Genomic DNA, 24,563 nt, shown 5'->3' with positions numbered 1-24,563 from the left:
ACTGCTTCCAGTTAGTTGTTTTGTAACGAGGTTTAGGCATGAGGCTTCGACGATTGATGGGCGTAGCCGATCAGATCGTAGCTTCTTGATTTAGTTCCATCGAATTACGCAACAAAGCCTTGGAAAAGCGCCAAAATCAGCCCGATTTACAAAAAATCATGACAACTGCTATAATTGAGGTTCAAAAAGAGAAATTATTAACCTAACCCACTGTTAAAGATAAAATTTATCAATAATCGTCAAATTTTTTGTCTCATGAAATTTCCAAGGGTAGAAGTTCATGGGTCGTGAAAACATGGGCGTTGTAAGAACAAGCTTCCTGATTGATGAGTCTGGCAACCTTGAGCATGTATTCAACAAGTTCAAAACCAAAGATCACCATGAAGTTGTATTGGACTACCTAAACAGCAAATAACCGTCCATGAACTATTAACTCTTCGACTTGGGGGCAGGCATGATTGGTTACATTCGAGTATCAGATTCACAGAGAGCCGATGGTGAATCTCAAAGAGAAGCTATCAAGGCTTACGCCGCTAAACATGGTATCCAAATATCAGATTGGATCGAAGAGCATGTGTCTGCCACCAAGACAGAACTGGGTGAGCGGAAGTTATATTCCCTCATCACCTCGCAACAAAACATCATCGTATCGGATATCACTCGGCTGGGTCGCCATAAGGTGATGGAGTTGGTCGGCGCTATAGGCCAGATAGCCTCCTACGGTGAACTGCATTTGGCATACAGTGACACCATCATTAACTCAGAAAACGTTGATAATGCAGAAATCATTTTTACTGTTATTGGGCAGTCCTTTGCCAGTGCCGTCGAGGCCCAGAAGCGCTCTGATCGAGCCAAGGCAGGTCATGCTAAACGTAAGGCCAAAGGACTATCATCTGGCCGCCAGAAGGGACAGAAGGTTAGATCCAAGCTTGATGAGCATACTGCGTTCATTTTGAATATGCTTGATTCTGACAAGTCAAAGGCAGAAATTTTAAGGAAGCTTAGTGACAAAGGGGTAGAAGTATCTCGAAGTCGTTTCTACTCTTGGCTGGAAGACCGTGGCCTGCATAACAAGAAAGCAGAGTTTCAGGCTGACATGTTCACTGAGTAGCCAACTCGATGCTGAGTTAGCCCTTAAGCATACTTGGCTAGCTCATTTTTGCCCCTTTATGATTTAACTCCGCTAGTAGTATCAGATGCCTAAGAATAGAGGTGTGTTAGATTTTCTAATCTGATTGCATCCCTAAGTCTTAGGCGTTATTGAGGACACGCTTTCAATTTTTCTGAATTGCAGAGATACTAACTGCATATCTGTTAATAGGTGGCGGTGATGGAAATAGCTAGCAGCGATAAAGGGCGGAATGTAGAGAAAGTGGTAGTTTACTATGATGAAGAGTTCAAGAATAAGTATATAGCGGCTATTGAGCGTTTAACTCAAATAATAGAAGGATTTGAGACTGAATGTGACCTAGATGAGTTGAAGAAAAGCGTCTACGACACGTTTGAATCCGTTGAAGCAGTGTCATTTGTTATTCACCCTGACGAACAGGTTGAAGTCTATAGTGATAGCCTTAGCTCCCACGGTGAGAGTTTGATTATGTCGCAGAAAGACCTAGTCGAATTAGAACATGACCTTGAGATAGCGCAGCTTATCAATCATGTCGAGTACTTCACTCCAACATTATATATGCACCGTGTATCTACTATGAACGTAGATGAAGATAAAGTCGTGTACTTTGACTTCTTCAAACTAGATGCCATATCGGATGATATTAAGGTCTACTTCTCTCCAGAATGTTCGTTTCATTTCAGCTATATGCTCGGCAAAGACCAAACACATAAAGAACCTGTCAGTAATGATGCGTTTGTGGTGATTAGAGGTGAGCACCTTACCCTTGAAAAATGTAGAAGGGCATATAAGTCATACGTATTTGAGGCGAATGCAGTATCCAACATCATAATAGAATCATGCCCAAATGAACCATTCGATTTAGATGGCTACTTGATTGGTGATGAGCCAGACACAGATGGCTTTTACCCTGTCAATAGACAGTTAATTATGTGTGACGATACAGAGAAGGTGATTGATCTGTATAACAAAGCCCTATATTGCGACGATGATGAAGTCTCAATATTATTCTATTCGAAGGTGGTTGAGTTCGTATCTGAAACAGTAGTACGAGCGAAGGTAACTGATGAAGTAAGAAAAGCACTATCAAGTAACAAAGCTCTGAATCCAGACGCGAATTTCGTCAAAGACCTACAAAATTTATTCAAAGACCATTCTTATCAGAAGGATGCCGATTCGATTAAATTGACTGTGCAGACCTGCGGATACATGAAAGATCTCACGGAGTGGTTACCGCATTACATTGAAAAGAAGGTGAACACAGAGAGCAAGAAGGGTGATGTTGAAGGCTTGGGGTGTATTGCAGACTACATCACAGCAACTAGAAACAACATCGCCCATGCAAAGTCTAACTATAGATTCACGGGTAGAGAAGTACCAGAAGAACACTATCGTGAGTTCGCTGAATTACTGAGAGTGGTTTCTCAGCAATGTATCAGATGGTATGCGGCGCAAAGCCCTCTATCCAGAGTGAAGTGATAGTGTATCCTGATGCAGAGCAGTAGAACTGAAACCATGGTGTTGGTATGAAGCCATTGTTCTTAGGCTGTAGTTAATAAGGGCATTTGCCCTACCTCATGTAAGATAGTCGTATAGTTGCGATAGCAGAAGTAATCTGAAAAGTCAGAGCGCTATGAAAATCGTAACTAGGAACTGTCCAAAATCTTTACGACCGGAGCATCTTAACTAGCTCGAAAGAAGTTATTCATTTGTCGCAGGTTAGCTAGAGTATTTACTTTCTTAGGTTGCCCTTCACATGAAGCGAACAGATAGTAATCGGCGTTATCTGTGAGTATGAAACGTGGCTTCAAAAACAAAACACCACTATCGAGAAACTGATACACTATAACTTGGAGTAAGCATGTTAAGAGTTACTTGTATGAGATCAAAGTAGATATGGATATTGAGACTTTATTAAGCATTACATCCGATACTCCTGATGAGTTAAGAGCAGCTTTGCTTGAAATGTTGGACGAAGCTGACCGTTACTTTGGTAATCGTGATTCAACGATCGCTTGGCTAACTAAGCCTAATGTTGCTTTTAAGTTCTGTACGCCGGCATCTGTATGTGATGATACTGAGGGGGTAAAATTAGTTATGGAGCAAATTAATCGTTTGAAGTTCGGGTATCTAGCATAGTCTACACAAGACTCATGTGATAACTTGCAATATCACCCCAAGGCTAGTTGATCTATGCAAGTAAAAAAACCTTCAAATATTATACTCGAAAAGTACTGATTGATTTTTATGGGAAAAAACGTCAAATATTTAATCTTAATTAACAATGAGTTATAATTTGGGTGTTATAGCTTAACAGCTTTGCCTCATAAATAATCTAAGTTTACTCCTCTTGATATAAGCAAGTTAAAAAACGAATAGAGACGTCGAGTTTAAAGAACCGCATCTTAAATAAAAGAGGCCATAAATTCCGTATGCTGAAAACAGGCCTGTTAATATTTGTCTGATTTTATTGTATGTTTTAGAGAAAGATGGGGCTGGGGAAAAACGCCCGAAGGGCGTATTTAGTTAAAAGATACAGCTATCTTCTAGATTAAAACTCAATGCTTCCAAAAAGGTAGCAAAACTATAAAGCTCATCCCACGACACACTATCAACAATAACAAACTCCTTGCTATAAAGGTTGAACGCTATCCTAGTCGTTGACTCTTCACTATACGCGAAGTACTTCCTTAACGACTCTTCTTCCCAAAATTCCAAATTCGCATCGATAATACCATCCAAAAAATATGGTTCATTTTTTTGCTCACTGCCATATAAGTTAAAGCCATTACACGAGAAGCCGTTTGTTTCCTTTAGGATTGAAAGGTAATCACTATCTAGCTTCAGATTGAACAGCTCTTCAACTTTCCTTTTGCATTGTTCAACATCTGCGTCATTTGCAGAAGGAACGAAAAAACCGACACCGAACATCTGATGTTCTTTTTCATTTTGGAGCTTTAGCATCTCCAACATATCTCTATCTGACATTTTCATCCCTACTTCTTGGGGTAAATAGTGCCATCAGGCACAGGCCACTGAACTTCTACAACACTACCAACTGTGAGGTTTTTTGTCGTTTGTTTTTGATAGGTAGTTAGTGCCGCATGTTCTGGAGCTTTCCTAATCAAAACCAAGTTTGAAAAATCATTTGTACCACTATCATCTAACGGCAGTTTGTGGTGCACTTCAAAAGATGCAGGGACTCGACCAAATGAGAGTTTGTTTATTTCCTCTTGAGGTACATTTAATGCTTTTAGCTTCTTTGTCACTTCGCTGTCTTTGGAGAGTTCTATTAGGAAGTTTTTCCTCACTCCGTTGTTGAATTCTTTTCTCAGCTTGTTGAGTTCATCTCTGCTTCTTTTTAGGTAGGAAATGTCGAGCATTTTCATATCATCAAGGGTGATATTCTTACCTTTGTATTTACCAACGAAGCTCGTTAGGTCATCTGCAAATTTACCCGGAATGGCAATTGCAGCCATTGATGCAGCACCGAGCAGTGTAGGGTTTTGGATGAAATTTTTCCCCTCCTCTGTCAATGATTCAATATCATCCGCAAGCATTGAGGCTGGATCTAGCTTAACTGGCTTAATCGCATCAAGCTCAGGATTAGCTAATGCTTCTCCGAGATCGAAACTAGGCACCTCAACTTTTTGTCGGTCACTAATAACTCTTTCTCTGTTTTTAGACCAACGGGCTTCATCTTCTTTTGTATAAGTAAGCTCAACCTTGCGCGCCAAGCGTTGCCGCTCAGCTAGTTCCTTTAGTGTTTCTCCGAGCGTTTGTGTTTTGGGGTTAAACTCTTCATCGAGAAGAGGCTTATACCCCCCACCACTACTCGTCGCTACCTTCTTCTTTTCAATATCGTCGCTATCCATAGATGAGAACTTCTCCCATGAAGCCAAGAGCTCATCATATAGCCGCATTTTTATACTGGTAATACCTTGAGATGCAAACCGTCACTTTCACTATAAAAAAGAACGTATTAACGCACATTACAAACCAAAAGACGCCCCCACAAGGACGTCTTTTCTAACAAGCTTAGGTGTTTCACTGAGCTGATGATGACATTCACTCATAGCCATCCTCAATAAAATAATTTGCTACCGTTCATCTGCCTCATTTCTGCCCCGAAGTTGCTTAGATCTTTTACTCATTCGCATCCTGTTAATAAGCTTTTGCCATACTAAAAGTTATCCATTCTTATCATGCGGTTAATCCCCGTGATGTATCACGGGGGTAAATTCCACCTTTCCTTCAGTGTTAACTAGTCTTAAGTTCTTTTTCGATCTGTTTGTAGATGTTTGAGGTAATCTTTAATTTCATCAAAATCGGCTACTACTTCATCGATCGTTGGACAAGGACGTATACCTGCGGCTGTGTCGTGACCAACAAAGTCGATACAGCATTTATCATACGCAAGGTGAATACGCTCTAAATCAACATTAGTAATATCGTCTACTCGATTTAATCTTTGCAGATGCACACCTCTTTCGAACCTATTAACGACTTTATTTAATAGTTTCTCTTCAACCAATCGCTCCCATGCTTCACGCAGAAAACTATAGAAAACCGCAGCAGCTTCTCTAAATTCAGTCTCTGTTCCTGTCTCATCAATCTTTCGAAGTTTTTGGAGCTTAGTAGTTAAAACTCCAATTCGCTTCGATGTAGGAAGCGCATCCCACGGAGGATTGGTTCTTACAAGGCCGGAGTTACTTCTAGATCTTTCTAGGCTGATGCAATTGACCTTATCTTGCTTTAGGCTATCTGAAGCTTCTAGTAGTAGCTTGTAGAATACTATGTCGTGAGTAAACACAATGACTTGGCGTTCTAGTGATTCCTCTACTAATCTTTTTGCGACTTTTGCACTCCATTGATGGCTAAGCGAGTTCACTGGATCATCAAATAGAACAGCAGATCTTCTAGAGTCAGCTTTCATTTCTGATAAAAAGCTCGCAATTGCAATACACCTTTGTTCACCTTCACTAGCAACTTTACCAACAACAGATTCGTTTGAGTTGGCTAGCTCTAATTTAAATTGCTGTTGTCCGGCTTTATTTCTAGTTTTAACTTTGATGTCAAATCTATTAAAACCAAAGGATTTAAGCTCTTTCACAAAAGACTCTTTTAGTGGCTCTATAACACCTTGTGAATAAATCCTAGCTGACAACGTTGATATACTTCTCGTAGCGCACTGACTTGAGATCTCATTTAACTTAGCTACTGTTTTTGACCGTCTTACGTTAGTTATGATGTTTGCTTTGTGTTTGGCAATGTAGGCTCGATCTGTTAATTCGGTCAGTCTTGCTTGTTTCTTAGCCACAAATTCGTTGTTACTGCTTTGCTGTTCAAGTTCTCCGATTTGCGTGAACAGATCTTTATCTATTTCCCGCAATGCTTGGAAATGAGACAAGCTAACTCCGTCTAACGACTCGGGTAGCACGGAACCTGATAAAACAGTCTGCCTGTTTACTAAATTCTGGTTTAATTCCTCAAGCCCAACTTTTAACCCAGGTTTTATTATGTCAAGGTCGTTCAATACACCTTCAAATTGGGCAATATTCAAACTCAAAGACTTAACGGCAACCTTAGCCAGAGTTAGTGCTTTCAGTGCTTCAGCTGTATTTCTTGCAGCCTTATCATTAAGAAAAGCTTCGAGTTCTTGTAATTTGTCGGCCGATGTCTCTTGGATGTCTTGTAAGCAAAACGGACAGGAATCACCTTTTGTTGGAGGGAATTGTTGGCCTTTATTTTCTTTTACCAAGAAGTCTTTTGCTGCTCTCCAAAGGACAGTCCATTGTGTATCACCAATATTATCAAACGGTAGATCACTTAGTGTCTTTTGTCTCAACGCGTCAGATACTCGTTTCTTTTCTTGATAGTCGAGTTCTAAACCTTTTAACACATCGAAATTACTAGAACCGAGTACTTCTATAGGTCTTTTGTAGGACTCAAGTAAAGGGGCAATATAACTACGCTGCTTAATTAAACTCTTTCTGATTTGTTCTGGCGATTTGGCCATGTCACTAACCAGCTCGTCCTGCAATGGTTTTATAGATTCAATTTCTTCCTTAGTTGCGCAGTGCAATTCAATATCAGCTTCATTTGTTAACTCTGAAATTTGATTAAGAAACAATGCAGCTTTACTTTGTGAATTTAACGATGGAATAGCAACAAAACCGTTACCACCCATGACATCTTCACTTATTCTATTTTTTATGCTTTCCACAACCTTTGTAAGCTCTGTGATTAAGTTCAAACCTACTGGTTTATAACCTAAAGCATCTTCATTAGATAAATAGTGGTGTGCTGAAGATGAATCGAATACACGAATAGACTTGGCAGCATTATTGTTTGATGCCCCATTACTCCATGTTAATTCTGTCGGTGTGTCATCAATCTCGAGTGTGAGTAAAGCTTGAGGAGGTTTAGGTGCAGAAGTGAAAACATTACCCGCAATAGGTTTCAATGCTCCCCGAGTCAAACACGCATGTTTTAAAATTGACGTATAGCTCGACTTACCAGCCCCGTTGTCTCCATATACGATAGTTAATCCATCTTTTCTAAAATCTAATTTTTGATCTTCCGCTAACGCAGCAACACCTTCAACTTGAGACAAGCTAATCAGTCGAACCGAATTTTCTTCGGCCATGTAGCCCGATATATCAATCGGTGATAACAACTGCTCATGGTTTGGGTGTTTCGGTTCCAAGCCCTCAACACTCTTCGCAAAATTGAAAATAAAATCGATATGGTTTTGGTTTAGCTCTCCTTCTTCAAGAGCAACCTTTAGTGCTAGATTCCACCATACGGGCTTATCCTTGGACCACTCTACTATTGATTCTACCGCATTCATCATCATTAACCTTAACACGCCAAATAAGAGTCTAGTGTAATAGAGTTCAGTTGCATTCAGGTGTAAAAAATTGGTTTATCGTCTAACAACGTGCGTAAAATCAACAAGTAATAGAATTATTCATAATATTTATTATCTTCTCGAATCATTTCTTTGATAACTCATAGAGCCCAGATGTAAAAAAGCCGAACTCATGAGTCCGGCTTCTTTTTGATTGATATGATCCAAAAGGAGGACTGGCTAATCCAACAAACAAGGTTTCTCCCTAATCCCAATTGTAGTTGATGAGTAAATTTAGCCACTGACTAGAGGTTTTGTAATACCCAAGATAATCCGTTAAATGCTAATTTAGTAAAACTACTAACAAGCTTATGTCCAAAAGTGAGTTGGGAGACAAGTGTATATGTAATCACCAAGCGCTCCCATCGGAATGACTATCAACTTATAGTAACGCCTTAGTTTTTATGACAAGTCTGAGCTTAGAAAAACGTCTAATTCAGCCCGATTTACAAAAAATTATGACAACTGCTATAATCGTGGTTCGAAAAGATAAATTATCAACCTAAATCACTGTTAAAGATAGAGTTTGTTAGAAATCGTCAAAAATTGAGTCTAAAAAAATTTCCAAGGGTAGTTTACTATGGGTAAAGTCTACGATGGTCTTCACCGCATCAGCTTCTTGATCAATGAGGAAGGTGTTATCGAACACGTGTTCAACAAGTTCAAAACCAAAGACCACCATGAAGTGGTTGTGAACTACTTGAAAGAAAACGCGTAAACCTAGCTTTCAATCAAACATCAAAAAGCCCAGCGATCGCTGGGCTTTTTATTGGATTCAATTTCTATTCTTGTATTGGTTCGCTTTCTTCCGTACTTGGTAGCGCGTTCCATACTGCTTTTACAAGCGTCGCCAATGGGATAGCGAAGAAGACCCCCCAGAAGCCCCACAAACCACCAAATACCAACACGGCAACAATGATCGCTACTGGGTGAAGGTTAACCGCTTCAGAGAACAGTACCGGAACCAACACATTACCGTCTAGCGCCTGAATAATGCCGTAGGCAACAAGTAACCAATAGAACTGAGGCGTTAAGCCCCATTGGAACAAGCCGACAATCGCGACCGGAACCGTCACCGCAGCCGCACCGATGTAGGGGATAAGCACTGACAAACCCACCGCTACAGCAAGCAATGCAGAGTAGCGCAGGTCAAGAATCGCAAAAGTCACGTAACTCACGCCACCCACGATCAAGATTTCCAGCACCTTACCACGAATATAGTTCGAGATTTGTTCGTTCATCTCGTGCCATACTTTGTTCGCCAGCTTACGGTTCTTCGGTAAGATGCCACTTGCCATGCTGAGCATCTCATCTTTGTCTTTTAGTAAGAAGAACACCAATAATGGAACAAGAATCAAGTAAACCGCTAGCGTTGCTAAACTCACTAGAGAAGCCAGTGAGCCTTTTACGACGCTCTCACCTAAGCCAATCGCTTGGTTCTTCGCGTTAGTCACCACGGTTTCAACAATTTCTAGGTTCGCCAGCTCAGGGTAACGTTGCGGCAAGGTTGCAATGAACTTTTGTAGTCCAGCATACATGTTCGGAATATCGTTGATTAAGTTGCCCACCTGAGTCCAAATGGTCGGCACTAAACCAAATACCGCGATCAACATTAAGCCAATAAAAATCAGTATGACAGTGATGACAGAAAACGTACGTGGGATACCCAAACGGCACATTTGCGTTACTGGCCATTCAAGTAAATATGCAAGAACAATCGCCACCAACAATGGCGCAATCAAATGCCCGAAAAAGTAAATTGTAATAAAGCCGAACAGCAGTATCGCCACGAGGCTCACTGCATGTGGGTCTGAAAAGCGTCGCTTATACCAACGACTTACCATTTCAAGCATCGTACGAAGATTCCTTATTGAATACGGTCAAAGTGAAGTGTTCAGGAGAAGCTTGGCAATCCACTGTGTAGCCTTGGTTACGCAAATACTTCACGATATCGTGCTTAGAGCTTTTATCCACCACTTGAATAACAAGCTGATGATCTTGTTGTGTTTCTTCCGGAAACACCTCAGCAGCGTGACGCTTGGCAAGTAACAGTGCCATAGGGCAGCGTTCCTTACGCAAATCAAGTAATATGGATTCCATTGTATTGCTCTGCACTTGTGATAGGGTTGTATTGTAACGGCTTTTTGAGCTGGTGCTAGCATTTCTCACATGATTTAAGAGTAGACGCGCAGGACTTTTAGATTGACAATTTACGAAACCAATTCGTTTATCTTCGGTCTTATTGCTAGCATATTCATCCTACAAGGATGACCATAAAGTCTGTGCTGATGTTGAATGGATTTCGCCCCTCAAGCACACACTCGGTATTTTGGAGAATCTTTAAACCGTATGTTAAAACGCACTCGCTCGCTAGTTTGTTTATGCCTTGCTGCTGCATTGAGTACACCAACGCCAGTTTATGCCAATAGTCCCGACCTCCCAGATATTGGTACGGCAGCCGGAGGCACTCTAACGATAGATCAAGAGTTGATTTATGGTGACGCCTATATGCGTATGCTTAGAGCCAGCAAACCTATCGTCAATGACCCTGTTATTAACGAGTACATCGACTCACTGGGTCACCGTTTGGTCGCGAATGCCAATGACGTAAAAACCCCATTCCACTTTTTCATGATCCGAGATCGCAACATCAACGCTTTCGCTTTTTTTGGCGGCTACGTTGCTCTGCACTCAGGTCTCTTTCTCCATGCCCGCACTGAAAGTGAGTTAGCCTCCGTTGTTGCTCACGAAATCGCGCACGTTACTCAGCGCCACCTTGCACGAAGCATGGAAGAACAAGCTCGTCGTTCACCAGCAACCATGGCAGCACTTGCTGGCGCTCTTCTGCTTGCGATAGCCTCTCCTGAGGCTGGTATGGCAGCGGTGACGGCAGCAACCGCTGGCAATATGCAAAGCCAAATCAACTACACTCGCTCCAACGAGAAAGAAGCAGACCGCTTTGGTATCGCGACACTGGCAAAAGCGGGCTTTGATGCACAAGCGATGCCACGCTTTTTTGGTCGCCTAGCGGATGAATATCGATACGCAAGCAAGCCACCACCAATGTTGCTCACTCACCCGTTGCCTGAAGATCGTATTACAGACAGTCGTGCTCGTGCTCGTGCTTACCCACCAATGCGGGTGATGCCTTCTATTGATTACCATTTAACCCGAGCTCGCATTGTCGCACGTTATGCCGGAATTGATGGTCAAGCAGCAATGAGTTGGTTTGACCGAACTCAAAAGAAAGCCTCACCTGATATTGTGCCATCATTTGATTATGGTCGAGCCTTGGTACACCTAGACAACAAGCGTTTGAGTGAAGCGGAACCTTTATTGAAAAAGCTCCTTCAGCAAGACCCAGGTAACCCGTTTTATCTGGATGCAATGACCGATCTTTATATTGCTCAAAAGCAACCACAAAAAGCAGTGGATATGTTGAGTAGCGCACTCAAACGCAACCCACAAAACAAAGTCCTGACCATCAACTATGCAAACGCATTACTTGAGGCGAAAAAGGACCAAGAAGCGGTGCGTATTCTGCAGCGCTACACACACGATAACCCAGAAGACACGAATGGCTGGCACCTGCTTTCACAAGGCAGTCATGCGCTGGGTAAAAGTGATGAAGAACTCGCCGCACGTGCCGAAATTTTGGCATTGCGAGCCAACTGGAACAAAGCCATTCAGTATTATAGTGAAGCAAGTAAAATTGCTAAGTTAGGTAGCTTACAACAAGCTCGATATGACGCTCGTATCGACCAACTGATGATCCAAAGAGATCGATTCATGGCATTACAATAACGAAATGGAGAGAACCATGTCAGTCGTGATTTATCACAACCCTCGCTGCTCAAAGAGCCGTCAAACACTTGAACTGCTTGAGCAAAATGGCGTAACACCGGAAGTGGTTAAATACCTTGATACACCGCTTAATGTTGAACAACTGAAAGCGCTTTATGCTCAACTTGGTTTCTCTTCCGTACGCGAAATGATGCGTACCAAAGAAGACATCTACAAAGAGCTGGCACTGGGAGAAGCCTCTGTCAGTGATGAGCAACTGTTCGAAGCGATGGCACAAAACCCGAAACTGTTTGAACGCCCAGTAGTAGTTGCAAATGGGAAAGCAAAAATCGGTCGCCCACCAGAACAAGTTTTGGAAATTCTGTAAATGGATTGCCAGATCCTCATTTTGTATTTCAGCCGTCATGGCTCGACAAAACAACTGGCAAGACAAATAGCAAGAGGAGTCGAGTCGACTCCTCATTGCGAAGCGATTTTACGTACAGTTGAAGAATTGTCATCTCACTCACATACCCCTTCTGATCCAATTGCTACTCTAGATGAGTTGAAGCAGTGCGACGGTCTCGCATTTGGCAGCCCAGTTTGGTTTGGCAACATGGCAGCGCCGCTCAAGCACTTTTGGGATCAAACCACACCTTTGTGGGTGAATGGCGACCTTATCGATAAGCCAGCTTGTGTGTTTACCTCTTCGTCTTCCATGCATGGCGGTCAAGAAACCACGCTACAAAGCATGATGACCCCATTATTGCATCACGGCATGATGGTATTAGGAATCCCTTATTCAGAGCCAGAACTGCACACCACGCAATCAGGAGGCACACCCTACGGTGCAAGCAGTGTAGGACAAGAGCCAAGTCTCACGGCAGAAGAGATTCGTCTCGCACAACAATTAGGAAAACGACTGGCAACCACAGCGAAAAAGCTCAAAGGAAGTCAGTAAGCTCAAGGATAAGTAAATCGATGTCTGACATTATTGACCAACCACCTCTTAGCACACGCGCTCAAACCTATCGCTACATGGCGCTGTTTGGCAATTTAGCGTTATTGGCTTGGGTTGCGATCTGGCAACTGGCGTTGTCCCCTCACCCACATCTAAGCAGCACTACATTGGCGATTGCTTGGTGTATTCCTCTATTGTTACCACTTCCTGGTATTTTAGCGGGCAAACCCTACACACACGCTTGGGCAAACTTCGTTCTGATGCTGTATTTTTTGCATGCGTTGACGATTTTGTATGTTGACGATGGTGAGCGTTGGTTGGCCGCAGTAGAGTTGCTCCTTACCTCACTCGGCTTTGCTGGTAACATTTTGTTTGCCCGAGCACGTGGTAAAGAGTTGGGTCTGAAGTTAAAACGCTTATCTCAAGTCGAAAAAGAAGAAAAAGCGAAGTTCAATAAATAGAAGCGAAACAATTACAGGGACATGGCGCTTCAAGCTGAACTAGCTTCATCACATCTCCAGTCATAGAACCACTAAAAAAAGAGTCGCACTAAGCGACTCTTTTTTGTTTTGAATAAACCTTAACTTAGGTTTTCAACCACATCCGTTTCCAATACTGGCGCGATTTCAGAATCTTGTTCTACTGGCTCGGCTTTCGTGCGAACTGGAGCATTCCATTTGTAGATCAGATCGTACTGCTTTGGCGCTGGTTGTAGTGCAACAGCAGGTGTGATTGATGCCGGCTCAGTTGCCACATTTGTTTCCGTTGCCGTATCGAGCTCAACGACTTGAGCGGTTTGATCTTCTGTTGTTTCCGCTGGCAATTGCGTTGGTTGAGCAACTTCCTCAGGAAGCTGGGCTGGTGCTGACGGCTCTACATTCTCAAGCGGGTCTTCGGTAATCTCAAGTGAACGGATAGAAGACGCTTCTTGTTCAAACGCTTGTTGAGATGCCAACAAGTGAATAGTTAACGTCACTTGATTGCCTTGAATTCGTTTGATTTCAGTACCCGCAACTGAGTTTAGCTTCGTCAATGAGTTCTCAAGATTAAAGAAGTCCACCGCTGATGCGACATCTAATACCTTCACATCAATCGCTTCAGATGATTTGCTTGATACCACAACAGCACTCTTCTTCGCGTAGTAGTCTGCGATACCACCCATCATGGCGGAGATTGCATTTGCACCAGACGCTGAGCCACTGCGAGGTGACTGTTGCGATTGAGCAAGTTGCGCTGGTGATTGGTCGTATAGCGTCCAGCGAATTTTATCGCCTTGCACACGCACCACTAGCACAGCATCAACAGGGTAACGCTGACTCGCTTGGCTGATTGGGTCTACAAAGCCCCCCCACAAATCAGACACGTTAACACCCGTAACATCATCAAAGTCCCCCACAGGCATAGTGACTGGTAGACCTCGAGATTCAGCCGCAGCGCGCAGTGCAGCAGCACTGGTTGAGTCTGAATGCTCCCAAGTGATCGTACGATCATAGCCCTGCTCTTCTACCATCCAAACTAAGATGTTGGCACGGTTTGGAGACCATAATGGTAATTGCGCTTGAGTCAGTAGCGAACGAATCTGACCACTATTAAACAGCATCTTTAAACTGCTTTGACCATCAAGCTGACCATAACCAAGCTGAGAAATGTAGCGAGAACTTGAACCCACTGCTTTCTTTATTACCGGGTTGCTAAGGGAAGATTGGCTACCTGTCGCACGCACAATCACATCTTGCATACCTTGTTGACGAGCGAGCTCTTCGCCGTCTTTTTGCTCACCGTCGATCGCCACTTCGGCACGATAGATATCTACCTGAGTTAATGCATAAACTGGCAGAGACAACCAACCTATCAATAAGAGAGCTAAATAGCGCATAGTTTTCATAATCCTCTGAACAAGAACCCGCATGATAAGCAACTATCAAACCGTGAGCAAGAAGAGTACTGAGTGAATTGTCTGTATTCTGACCAAGTTAAAACACGTAAGTGAAACTAAACATTCGTCGACCTTATAAATCCACACAAAAGTTTGATCTAGGCAACATTGCAATCGATTGCCAGATGATAAGATTCGCCGGATTTGTCTGCGTATCTTTGAAATAGGGAATTATTATGAAAAACGCGTTACAAGGCGCTCAGATGCTCTTTGTCGCTTTTGGTGCTCTCGTATTAGTACCACTTCTTACTGGTCTTGACCCAAACGTTGCTCTGTTTGGTGCTGGTGTCGGTACTCTTCTTTTCCAACTAATAACTAAACGTTCCGTTCCTATCTTCCTTGCCTCTTCTTTTGCGTTTATTGCTCCTATTATGTTCGGTATCCAAACTTGGGGTATCGGTGCGACTATGGGCGGCTTAATGGCGGCGGGTTTGGTTTATGTCGCGCTTGGTGCGATGATCAAAGTGCGTGGTGTCGGCTTCATCCATAAAATTTTACCACCAGTTGTGGTAGGTCCAGTGATTATGGTCATTGGTCTTGGTTTGGCACCAACAGCAGTAAACATGGCGGTAGGTAAAACCGGTGACGGTGCCATCCAACTCGTAAATGGTGATGCTGCAGTTATCATTTCAGCAGTGTCATTACTAACGACCATCGCACTGAGTGTATTCGCGAAAGGCTTCCTAAAACTGGTGCCTATCGTCGGCGGTATCTTAGCGGGTTACTCTGTTTCGCTTTTCTATGGTGTGGTTGATTTCACTCCAGTAGCTCAAGCTGCTTGGCTAGCCATGCCAAACTTCACGGCGCCAGAGTTTAACATCAACGCTATCTTATTCATGATCCCAGTTGCGATCGCACCAGCGGTAGAGCACGTAGGAGACATGCTGGCTATCTCAAACGTAACGGGTAAAAACTACCTCAAGAAACCTGGTCTTCACCGCACGATTGCGGGTGACGGGGTGGCAACAATTGCGGCTTCTATGGTTGGTGCTCCACCAAATACAACTTACAGCGAAGTAACGGGCGCAGTGATGCTGACTAAAGCCTTTAACCCTGTGATCATGACATGGGCGGCGATCACGGCAATCGTACTTGCCTTAGTGGGTAAGCTCGGAGCCATTCTACAAACGATCCCTGTTCCGGTCATGGGTGGCATCATGATCCTATTGTTCGGTTCTATTGCAACCGTCGGTCTAAACACGCTCATCAAAAACAATGTGGACCTGCACAAATCACGTAACCTAGTGATCGTCGCAGTAACACTGGTATTTGGTATCGGTGGCATGGCTTTCGGTATTGGCGAGTTCAGCCTACAAGGTGTGAGCCTGTGTGGTATCGTGGCTATCATTCTTAACCTTGTGCTACCACACGATCTTGGTGAAAACCACGTGGTGGATAATGCACAGATGGAAGAAGACAACGCGAAGTAATTTATCGTGCGGCTTAATTGATTTGAGTCGCGCGGTTATCACTTTCATATCTAGCTTCTAGCTTCCACATAGCAGAGACAAAAAAGGCTTGGTTTTCACCAAGCCTTTATTTATTCAATTCAGTAAAAGCAATAACGCTTATTTAGTACCGAAGATCTTGTCACCAGCGTCACCTAGACCAGGAACGATGTAACCTTTGTCGTTTAGCTTCTCATCGATTGCAGCTGTGTATAGCTCAACGTCTGGGTGAGCTTTTTCTAGCGCTTCGATACCTTCAGGAGCAGCGACAAGAACAAGTACTTTGATTGCCTGACAACCTTTCTCTTTTAGAAGGTCGATAGTCGCGATCATAGAACCACCTGTTGCAAGCATTGGGTCAACAACTAGAGCAATACGCTCATCGATGTTAGAAGCAAGCTTGTTAAAGTATGGTACTGGCTCTAGTGTTTCTTCATCGCGGTAGATACCAACAACACTGATACGCGCGCTTGGCATGTGCTCTAGAACACCATCCATCATGCCTAGACCTGCACGCAAGATTGGCACTACTGTTACTTTTTTACCCTTGATTTGGTCAACTTCTACAGGACCATTCCAACCTTCAATGGTTACTTTCTCTGTTTCAAAGTCTGCAGTCGCTTCGTAAGTAAGTAGGCTACCGACTTCTGTCGCTAACTCACGAAAACGCTTCGTGCTGATGTCACCTTCTCGCATTAGACCGATTTTATGTTTTACTAGAGGGTGTTTAACTTCAACAACTTTCATTTCCATCTCCGGCTTTATTGGCAATATTTAAACAAACCTTCAGATTATACATGATTTTTGCAGGGATATCAGGATAGATCACTAAAGAAAAAAACCGACGCAAACGTTTGCTATCTGTATTTAACCACTGGTAGAATAGCGCCGTTTTCATATCCAACTTAAAAACCGAGGACTTCCCTGTGAGTGGTAACAACTCTTCTCTTAGCTATAAAGACGCTGGTGTAGATATTGATGCAGGCAACGCGCTTGTAGATCGTATTAAAGGTGCGGTTAAGCGTACTCGTCGCCCTGAAGTGATGGGTGGTATCGGCGGTTTTGGCGCATTGTGTGAACTACCAACTAAATACAAACAGCCTGTACTGGTTTCTGGTACTGACGGTGTAGGTACAAAACTTCGCCTAGCGCTGGATATGAACAAGCACGACACTATTGGCGTTGACCTAGTGGCAATGTGTGTAAACGATCTAATCGTTCAAGGTGCAGAGCCATTATTCTTCCTAGATTACTACGCGACAGGCAAACTGGATGTAGACACAGCGGCAGACGTAGTTTCTGGTATCGCTGATGGCTGTGTTCAAGCAGGCTGTGCACTTATCGGTGGTGAAACCGCTGAAATGCCAGGCATGTACGAAGGCGAAGACTACGACGTTGCAGGCTTCTGTGTTGGCGTAGTGGAAAAAGAAGATGTGATTGATGGTACTAAAGTAGCCGCTGGTGATGCACTTATCGCAGTTGGCTCTAGCGGTCCACATTCGAACGGTTACTCGCTTATCCGTAAGATTCTAGAAGTTTCTGGCGCAGATAAGAACGAAGAGCTAGCAGGTCGCACTATTGGCGAACACCTTCTAGAACCAACTAAGATTTACATCAAATCAGCACTTAAGATGATTGAGAAACACGATATCCACGCGATCTCTCACATCACTGGTGGTGGTTTCTGGGAAAACATTCCACGCGTACTGCCTGAAGGAACCAAAGCTGTTATCGATGGTAACAGCTGGGAATGGCCAATCATCTTCAAATGGTTACAAGAGAAAGGCAACGTTGAAACACACGAGATGTACCGTACGTTCAACTGTGGTGTTGGTCTAGTCGTTGCACTACCAAAAGAGCAAGCGGACGCAGCAGTTGCACTTCTTAAAGAAGAAGGCGAAAACGCATGGGTGATTGGTGAAATTGCTCAAGCAGAAGCCAATGAAGAGCAAGTCGAAATCCAATAACTTGCGAATCAAGCTCAAAAAATAAAAAGAATGAGGATGTTATCCCCAAATAACTTCTAAATACTGGTTCAGCGAGAATGAATTGGTTTGTAGGCGCGACAACGATTTGAAGATCTAGTGGTTCTAAATCAAAAATCGTTAACAAAGTATACAAGCCAATACAGCTCGCCCTTCGGGAGCATGTCACCAATACAATTTCATCGTCAAACAACTTGGAAAAAGCTTACTATTCCACTGCGTTGTTTTCCTTGAACTAGAATTGGTGACAAAGCTCTGAATCCAGCCTTATGAAGTCATTTGGGGATATAGTCCTCATTCTGCTATCTGGAACATCGAAAACCATTCTAATAGTAGGTAATTTAGCAATTACGCACGGCAAACCTACAGTATCAAGGCAGTCTCAATATCATGAAAAACATAGTGGTCCTCATTTCAGGTAACGGCAGTAACCTGCAAGCTATCTTGGAAGCTTGCGAAGACAACATGCCAAATGCACAAGTCGCAGCCGTATTCTCCAACAAAGCTGACGCTTATGGTTTAGAACGTGCAAAGCAGTTTGATGTGAACGACCATTTTGTCGATCCAAAAGCATTTGATTCACGCGAAGACTTTGATGCTGAACTGATGCAGCAAATCGATGAGTACCAACCAGACGTCATTGTGCTCGCAGGCTACATGCGTATTTTGAGCAGCGCGTTTGTTTCCCACTATCTGGGCAAGATGATCAACATCCACCCTTCTCTTCTGCCAAAGTACCCGGGGTTACACACCCACCAGCGCGCGATTGATGCAGGCGACAAAGAACACGGCACCAGTGTTCACTTTGTGACAGAAGAATTAGACGGCGGACCTGTGGTATTGCAAGCAAAAGTGCCAGTATTTGAAGACGACGATGCCGATATTCTAGCCGCTCGCGTTCAAACTCAAGAGCACAAGATCTACCCAATGGTGACTAAGTGGTTAGTAGAAGAGCGCTTAACCATGAAAGATGGCAAAGCATTTCTTGATGGTTTTGAGCTTGGTGAACACGGCTACGCTGACGAGTAATTCTGAATACCAAATTCCAAACGCAAAAAGGCAGCCATCAGGCTGCCTTTTGTTATTTTAAATCTTATAAGCTTGGCTCAATGAAGCCGTTGTCAAACTAGAAACCAAAACTAACAACCTAAAAAGTCCCTGACACCACCTTAGCAATACAACACTCGGATAGTAGATTCTGAATCTGACTCGTTCCTCGTCGTTCAGAATGACGCTGCAGGCAAAGAAAAATCAATTTCACTTCAATTATTTACGTCATTCCAGCGAGCCTTAGCGAGACTAGGAATCTATTATCAATACGCTAGGAAGTAAAAATGCTCATCTGTACCCGCCTTCGGTTTAAGACGCATAAAAATAAAGCTCGCGATTAAGCGAGCTTTATCTAGATGTTCATTGTCAAAAACCATCACTCCAACGGTTCAGTCGGCGCTTGGTTACCTGGCTTCGGTGCAGCAAATGGAACATCTTCCAGAGCTTTGGCATTGTTCAATACCAATTCCCCAACGTGAAACAAACCGTACTCGCCCGGCTTCATGCGATGCCATGTTTCATTGCCAGTAAGCGGCTGAGTTGCAATCACAGAAACCACATCATTTGGTGTCGTCTCTTCTTGGAAGTTGATTTCTACATCTTCATCCAACAGAGCGGCCTTGCCAAATGGAGCTCGACGGGTAATCCAATACAAATGGTTGGTACAGTAAGTCATCACAAACTCACCGTCGCTGAGCAGCATATTGAACACGCCTTTCTCTTTTAGCTTGTCGCAACATTCAGCGACATAGATAAAGACCGCTTCCATATCCTGAGGAGGCTCAGGATACTTATCTTCCATCTGCTTTAATAGCCAGCAAAATGCCATTTCACTGTCAGTTTGCCCTACCGGACGGTGACGCCCTGTGTACAAATCTTGGTAATCGGTCAGCTGACCATTGTGTGCAAAAGTCCAGTAACGCCCCCAAAGCTCACGCGTAAACGGATGGGTGTTTTCCAGATTCACACCACCTCGGTTAGCTTGGCGAATATGACTCACTACTGCGCGACTTTTTATCGGGTAGTTTTGCACTAATTCAGCAATCTTTGAGTCACAACTTGGGTTTGGATCTTTGAAAGTGCGGAATCCCTTTCCTTCATAAAAAGTGATTCCCCAACCATCACGATGCGGACCAGTACGACCACCGCGCTGCATCAATCCAGTAAAACTGAAACAAATATCGGTTGGAACATTTGCGCTCATGCCGAGCAATTCACACATGGTTTAACGAACTCCTTACCTTAAAACACAACTAAGCCATCATTCAGCTTAGTTGTAAATCTTATTCCATCTCTTTTTCGATCAATTGAATAATGATGTGAATGATCTTGATGTGTACTTCTTGGATACGGTCTGCATAACCGAAATGCGGTACGCGGATCTCGATGTCTGCAAGACCGGCCATCTTACCGCCATCTTTACCCGTTAGCGCAATCGTCTTCATGCCTTTTGCTTGGGCTGCTTCAATCGCTTTTAAGATGTTACCTGAGTTACCAGAAGTCGATAGACCGAACAGAACATCACCTTTGCGACCCACTGCTTCTACGTAACGTGAGAAGACAAAGTCATAGCCAAAGTCGTTACTTACGCAAGAAAGGTGGCTTGGATCTGAAATAGCGATGCCAGCATAACCTGGACGGTTTTCACGGTAGCGACCTGTTAGCTCTTCTGCAAAGTGCATTGAGTCACAGTGCGAACCACCGTTACCACACGACAGCACTTTACCGTCTTGCTTGAAAGAATCAGCAATCATTTTCGCTGCTGCTTCGATTTGCGCGATGTTGTGATCATCACTTAAAAACTTGTTCAGAACTTCAGCAGCTTCGTTTAATTCACTTCTAATCAGATCTTGGTACATAAGACGTTCTCTTTATTATTTCGGCCAAAACAGTGAGGTTGAGCCTCTCGCTTAGCAAATTGTGCTGATGAGGCAATTGCCTTGCACATTTCATTACTCTGAGTTTACCCACAAACGAGAATTAGTGTCGATAGCGAACCACAAGATTTGGATTCTTCACGGTAATAAACTTGCTAACTTGCTTATGAAATCATCACCCAACTCTCAACTTTAGAATTTTAACTCTACTTAGATCACTTTTTGCTCAATGTTGTGTTTTACATTTCTTTAATATTTTGATTACACTTATGAGAACTGGTTAGACCTCTTACCAAAATACAGACGTACAACATAATTAAAGTCTGAGAAGGAAAAAACATATGGACATCTTGCTCTCAATCGTAGCGATGACAGTTGTGTTAGGCATTACGCTTTACCACAGAATGTCACTCGTGAAATCCGTCAGCCTGCTAACAGCTGCCATGCTAGCACTGACTATCGCAGGCTCAGTTGGTTTTATTGGCTGGGTACTTTACGTTCTTGCCGTTGCAGTGTTCGCGGTTTCTAGCATTCGTCAATCCCTCATTAGCCGAAAAGCACTTGCTCTGTTTAAGAAAGTCCTACCTGCTATGTCTCAAACCGAAAAAGAAGCATTAGACGCCGGTACAGTGTGGTGGGAAGCAGAACTATTTAAGGGCAAACCTGAATGGCAAAAACTTCATGCCATCAAAGCTCCTAAATTAAGTAAAGAAGAGCAAGACTTCTTAGACGGTCCTGTAAACGAAGTGTGCGCCATGGTTAGTGACTTTCAGGTAACGCACGAACTTGCAGATTTACCACCAGAAGTGTGGCAATACCTTAAGGACAATAAGTTCTTCGCCATGATCATCAAGAAGAAATACGGCGGTCTTGAGTTCTCTGCATACGCTCAATCTTTGGTATTACAAAAACTAACCGGCGTTTCTGGCGTTTTGTCATCTACCGTTGGTGTTCCAAACTCGTTAGGTCCCGGTGAACTACTGCAACACTACGGCACTGAAGAGCAGAAAAACCACTACTTACCCCGTCTTGCTGAAGGTAAAGAAATCCCATGTTTCGCATTAACTAGCCCAGAAGCAGGTTCCGATGCAGGCTCAATCCCAGATTACGGTATTGTATGTAAAGGCGAATGGGAAGGCGAAGAAGTGCTTGGTATGCGCTTAACATGGAACAAGCGCTACATCACTCTTGCTCCTGTCGCAACGGTACTTGGTCTTGCTTTTAAACTGCGTGATCCTGATGGCTTGCTAGGCGACCAAAAAGAGTTGGGCATCACCTGTGCGCTTATTCCAACGGACCTAAAAGGCGTTGAGATCGGCAATCGTCACTTCCCGCTTAATGTACCATTCCAAAACGGTCCAACCCGCGGTAAAGACATTTTCGTTCCGATGGATTTCATTATTGGTGGCGAGAAAATGGCAGGTCAAGGCTGGCGTATGCTGGTTGAATGTCTGTCAGTTGGTCGAGGTATCACACTGCCTTCTAACTCAACTGGTGGAATCAAAACTGCCGCGATGGCGACAGGTGCTTACTCACGTATTCGTCGTCAGTTCAAACAACCTATCGGTCATATGGAAGGCGTAGAAGAACCATTAGCACGCCTAGGTGGTAATGCTTACGTTATGGATGCGGCAAGCAACTTAACTGTAGCTGGTATTGACCTTGGTGAAAAACCTTCGGTTATCTCGGCTATCGTGAAATATCACTGTACTCACCGTGGGCAGCAAAGCATCATCGACGCGATGGACATCGTAGGTGGTAAAGGTATCTGTATGGGTCCTTCTAACTTCCTAGCGCGTGGTTACCAAGGTGCGCCAATCGCGGTAACGGTAGAAGGTGCAAACATCTTAACTCGTTCAATGATCATCTTTGGTCAAGGTGCGATTCGTTGTCACCCGTATGTTCTTGAAGAGATGAACGCGGCTTACTCTGACGCACGCGATGCGGTTGAGAAATTCGATAAAGCGCTAGCGGGTCATGTCAGCTTCACCATGAGTAATCTCGTTCGCAGTATCTGGTTTGGTCTAAGTGATGGTCTGGGTTCCTCATCACCAACTAAAGATGCAACTAAGCGTTACTACCAGCAATTGAACCGTTACAGTGCAAACCTTGCTCTGCTATCGGATATCTCAATGGCGGTGCTAGGTGGCTCATTGAAACGTAAAGAGCGTCTGTCTGCACGTCTTGGCGACATTCTAAGTCAGCTGTACCTTGGCTCTGCAACCCTAAAACGCTTTGAGCAAGATGGTCGTCCGGTTGAAGACCTACCGCTAGTACACTGGGGCTTACAAGACAGCTTGAAGCAGACTGAAGCGGCGATTGATGAGTTCCTAGCGAACTTCCCTAATAAAGTGATCGGTCGCGCACTGCGTGTATTGATCATGCCATTTGGTCGTGTACGTAAAGCACCAAGTGATAAGTTAGACAGCAAAGTAGCTCGTATTCTACAAACGCCAAGTGCAACACGTTCACGCATTGGTCGTGGTCAGTACCTAGAACCAACTGAGCACAATGCAGCAGGTAAAATTGAGCTAGCACTGTCTGTGATTCTTCAAGCTGAGCCTGTGTTCGACAAGGTATGTAAAGCGCAAGGCAAACGCCGCCCATTCCTACGTTTGGATATGATCGCTCAAGAAGGTTTAGAGCAAGGTGTAATCACTCAAGAAGAAGCGGATCTGTTGAGAGAAGCAGAGCAGCATCGTCTAGACACCATCAACGTAGACGACTTTGAGCCAGAGCTATTAGCCGCAAAGCCGCTTTACCCTCAGATGGAGCACGTCGCTTAAGCAGGTAATCACTTAAACGAAAAATAGAAAAGCAAAACGGGAGCTAAGGCTCCCGTTTTTTATTGAATCTCTGCTTCGCACAACACGGCGCTCGCAAAGTCTTAGAACGCTGATAGCAGATTCTTAGTCTCGCTGGAGCTCGCTAGAATGACGGTTTACTTTGAGTTACCAGGTTACTATACGCACAGTGTTCCTAGGTTTTCGTCATTCTGAACAGTGAGGAACGAACGTGATTCAGAATCTACTTTCCACGTGCTCCTTAGATGAGGACGCCCCAAAGCCCTAGAGCGCTGATAGCAGATTCTTGGTCTCGCTGAAGCTCGTGAGAATGACGCTTTACTCTGAGTTGTCAGGTTACTATGTGCACAATGTTCCTAGGTTTTCGTCATTCTGAACAGTGAGGAACGAACGTGATTCAGAATCTACTTTCCACGTGTTCCTTAGATAATGACGCCCCCAAAGTCCTAGAGTGCTGATAGCAGATTCTTAGTCTCGCGAGAATGACGGTTTACTTTGAGTTATCAAGTGACTGCACGCACAGTGTTCCTAGGTTTTCGTCATTCTGAACAGTGAGGAACGAACGTGATTCAGAATCTACTTTCCACGTGTTCCTTAGATAATGACGCCCCAAAGCCATAGAGCGCTGATAGCAGATTCTTAGTCTCGTTGAAGCTCGCTAGAATGACGGTTTACTT

The 24,563-nt window shown here is 43.7% G+C and carries 20 protein-coding genes and 2 pseudogenes; 13 read left to right on the top strand and 9 right to left on the bottom strand.

Going from position 1 to position 24,563, the window contains the following annotated elements; translation table 11 throughout:
* Window positions 1-262: 262 nt before the first annotated feature.
* From NL647_RS26875 to NL647_RS26860, 4 genes and pseudogenes are all read left to right on the top strand, one after another.
* Window positions 263-415: pseudogene (locus tag NL647_RS26875) on the top strand (thioredoxin-dependent thiol peroxidase); the annotation flags it as partial.
* 39 nt (window positions 416-454) lie between these two features.
* On the top strand, window positions 455-1,111 hold the full coding sequence (locus tag NL647_RS26870; RefSeq protein ID WP_017817771.1) for a recombinase family protein: 657 nt from the start codon (window positions 455-457) through the stop codon (window positions 1,109-1,111).
* A 219-nt stretch (window positions 1,112-1,330) separates the two neighbouring features.
* Window positions 1,331-2,608: a hypothetical protein gene (locus tag NL647_RS26865; protein WP_029789644.1), complete on the top strand. Its 1,278-nt coding sequence runs from the start codon at window positions 1,331-1,333 to the stop codon at window positions 2,606-2,608.
* Window positions 2,609-3,025: 417 nt separating this feature from the next.
* Entirely contained in the window at window positions 3,026-3,268 is a 243-nt protein-coding gene (locus NL647_RS26860; protein WP_017817768.1) for an antitoxin Xre/MbcA/ParS toxin-binding domain-containing protein, read from the top strand.
* A gap of 387 nt (window positions 3,269-3,655) precedes the next feature.
* On the opposite strand, the gene NL647_RS26855 is transcribed toward NL647_RS26860, so the two are convergent.
* The 3 genes from NL647_RS26855 to NL647_RS26845 form a co-directional block, all read right to left on the bottom strand.
* Window positions 3,656-4,123: a YrhA family protein gene (locus NL647_RS26855; protein ID WP_017817767.1), complete on the bottom strand. Its 468-nt coding sequence runs from the start codon at window positions 4,121-4,123 to the stop codon at window positions 3,656-3,658.
* A 2-nt stretch (window positions 4,124-4,125) separates the two neighbouring features.
* Window positions 4,126-5,004, bottom strand: coding sequence for an HNH endonuclease (locus NL647_RS26850; protein ID WP_253260609.1), 879 nt, complete (start codon window positions 5,002-5,004; stop codon window positions 4,126-4,128).
* A 395-nt stretch (window positions 5,005-5,399) separates the two neighbouring features.
* Window positions 5,400-7,988, bottom strand: coding sequence for an AAA family ATPase (locus NL647_RS26845; RefSeq protein ID WP_223295736.1), 2,589 nt, complete (start codon window positions 7,986-7,988; stop codon window positions 5,400-5,402).
* A 628-nt stretch (window positions 7,989-8,616) separates the two neighbouring features.
* Between NL647_RS26845 and NL647_RS26840 the strand changes: the two are divergent.
* A pseudogene (locus NL647_RS26840) lies at window positions 8,617-8,760 on the top strand (thioredoxin-dependent thiol peroxidase); the annotation flags it as partial.
* A 64-nt stretch (window positions 8,761-8,824) separates the two neighbouring features.
* Here the strand turns inward: NL647_RS26840 and NL647_RS26835 are convergent.
* Window positions 8,825-9,895, bottom strand: coding sequence for an AI-2E family transporter (locus NL647_RS26835; RefSeq protein ID WP_005445339.1), 1,071 nt, complete (start codon window positions 9,893-9,895; stop codon window positions 8,825-8,827).
* Window positions 9,888-10,142 (bottom strand): sulfurtransferase TusA family protein, encoded by a 255-nt coding sequence (locus NL647_RS26830; protein WP_009700286.1) that lies wholly within the window; start codon window positions 10,140-10,142, stop codon window positions 9,888-9,890. The genes NL647_RS26835 and NL647_RS26830 overlap by 8 nt, the downstream gene beginning before the upstream one ends.
* 249 nt (window positions 10,143-10,391) lie before the next feature.
* Between NL647_RS26830 and NL647_RS26825 the strand changes: the two genes are divergently transcribed.
* The 4 genes from NL647_RS26825 to NL647_RS26810 are packed head-to-tail and all read left to right on the top strand — an operon-like array spanning window position 10,392 to window position 13,247.
* Window positions 10,392-11,846 (top strand): M48 family metallopeptidase, encoded by a 1,455-nt coding sequence (locus NL647_RS26825; RefSeq protein ID WP_005445335.1) that lies wholly within the window; start codon window positions 10,392-10,394, stop codon window positions 11,844-11,846.
* A gap of 16 nt (window positions 11,847-11,862) precedes the next feature.
* A complete protein-coding gene (arsC, locus tag NL647_RS26820; protein WP_005445333.1) occupies window positions 11,863-12,213 on the top strand; it encodes an arsenate reductase (glutaredoxin) in 351 nt (116 codons plus the stop codon).
* Window positions 12,214-12,786 (top strand): NAD(P)H:quinone oxidoreductase, encoded by a 573-nt coding sequence (gene wrbA, locus NL647_RS26815; protein ID WP_047517786.1) that lies wholly within the window; start codon window positions 12,214-12,216, stop codon window positions 12,784-12,786.
* Between the two features lie 20 nt (window positions 12,787-12,806).
* Window positions 12,807-13,247 carry a DUF2069 domain-containing protein gene (locus NL647_RS26810; protein WP_252044513.1) on the top strand — a complete coding sequence of 147 codons (441 nt, stop codon included), beginning with the start codon at window positions 12,807-12,809 and terminating at the stop codon, window positions 13,245-13,247.
* Between the two features lie 119 nt (window positions 13,248-13,366).
* Here NL647_RS26810 and NL647_RS26805 read toward each other — a convergent pair whose 3' ends face one another.
* Window positions 13,367-14,662 (bottom strand): DUF2066 domain-containing protein, encoded by a 1,296-nt coding sequence (locus NL647_RS26805; protein ID WP_253650899.1) that lies wholly within the window; start codon window positions 14,660-14,662, stop codon window positions 13,367-13,369.
* Window positions 14,663-14,898: 236 nt separating this feature from the next.
* On the opposite strand from NL647_RS26805, the gene NL647_RS26800 reads away from it, so the two are divergent.
* A complete protein-coding gene (locus NL647_RS26800) occupies window positions 14,899-16,152 on the top strand; it encodes a uracil-xanthine permease family protein (RefSeq protein ID WP_005433047.1) in 1,254 nt (417 codons plus the stop codon).
* Window positions 16,153-16,290: 138 nt separating this feature from the next.
* Here the strand turns inward: NL647_RS26800 and upp are convergent, their stop codons facing one another.
* Window positions 16,291-16,917 carry a uracil phosphoribosyltransferase gene (gene upp / locus NL647_RS26795; RefSeq protein WP_005445324.1) on the bottom strand — a complete coding sequence of 209 codons (627 nt, stop codon included), beginning with the start codon at window positions 16,915-16,917 and terminating at the stop codon, window positions 16,291-16,293.
* Window positions 16,918-17,096: 179 nt separating this feature from the next.
* Between upp and purM the strand changes: the two genes are divergently transcribed.
* Together purM and purN are read left to right on the top strand one after the other, a co-directional pair.
* Complete coding sequence (purM, locus tag NL647_RS26790) at window positions 17,097-18,137, top strand: phosphoribosylformylglycinamidine cyclo-ligase (RefSeq protein WP_029789638.1); 1,041 nt, start codon at window positions 17,097-17,099, stop codon at window positions 18,135-18,137.
* 408 nt (window positions 18,138-18,545) lie between these two features.
* Window positions 18,546-19,184 carry a phosphoribosylglycinamide formyltransferase gene (gene purN / locus NL647_RS26785; RefSeq protein ID WP_009698624.1) on the top strand — a complete coding sequence of 213 codons (639 nt, stop codon included), beginning with the start codon at window positions 18,546-18,548 and terminating at the stop codon, window positions 19,182-19,184.
* A 397-nt stretch (window positions 19,185-19,581) separates the two neighbouring features.
* On the opposite strand, the gene NL647_RS26780 is transcribed toward purN, so the two are convergent.
* On the bottom strand, window positions 19,582-20,427 hold the full coding sequence (locus tag NL647_RS26780) for a class II glutamine amidotransferase (protein WP_005445320.1): 846 nt from the start codon (window positions 20,425-20,427) through the stop codon (window positions 19,582-19,584).
* Window positions 20,428-20,488: 61 nt separating this feature from the next.
* Window positions 20,489-21,064, bottom strand: coding sequence for a D-sedoheptulose 7-phosphate isomerase (gene lpcA, locus NL647_RS26775; protein ID WP_005436835.1), 576 nt, complete (start codon window positions 21,062-21,064; stop codon window positions 20,489-20,491).
* Window positions 21,065-21,423: 359 nt separating this feature from the next.
* Here lpcA and fadE point away from each other — a divergent pair, with 359 nt between their 5' ends.
* Window positions 21,424-23,868: an acyl-CoA dehydrogenase FadE gene (gene fadE / locus NL647_RS26770; protein ID WP_253650898.1), complete on the top strand. Its 2,445-nt coding sequence runs from the start codon at window positions 21,424-21,426 to the stop codon at window positions 23,866-23,868.
* The last annotated feature ends 695 nt before the right edge of the window (window positions 23,869-24,563 follow it).

Origin of the sequence: Vibrio sp. Y29_XK_CS5 (genome assembly GCF_024181835.1) — a bacterium.
GTDB lineage: Bacteria > Pseudomonadota > Gammaproteobacteria > Enterobacterales > Vibrionaceae > Vibrio > Vibrio harveyi.
This window is presented reverse-complemented; position numbering and strand designations above follow the sequence as displayed.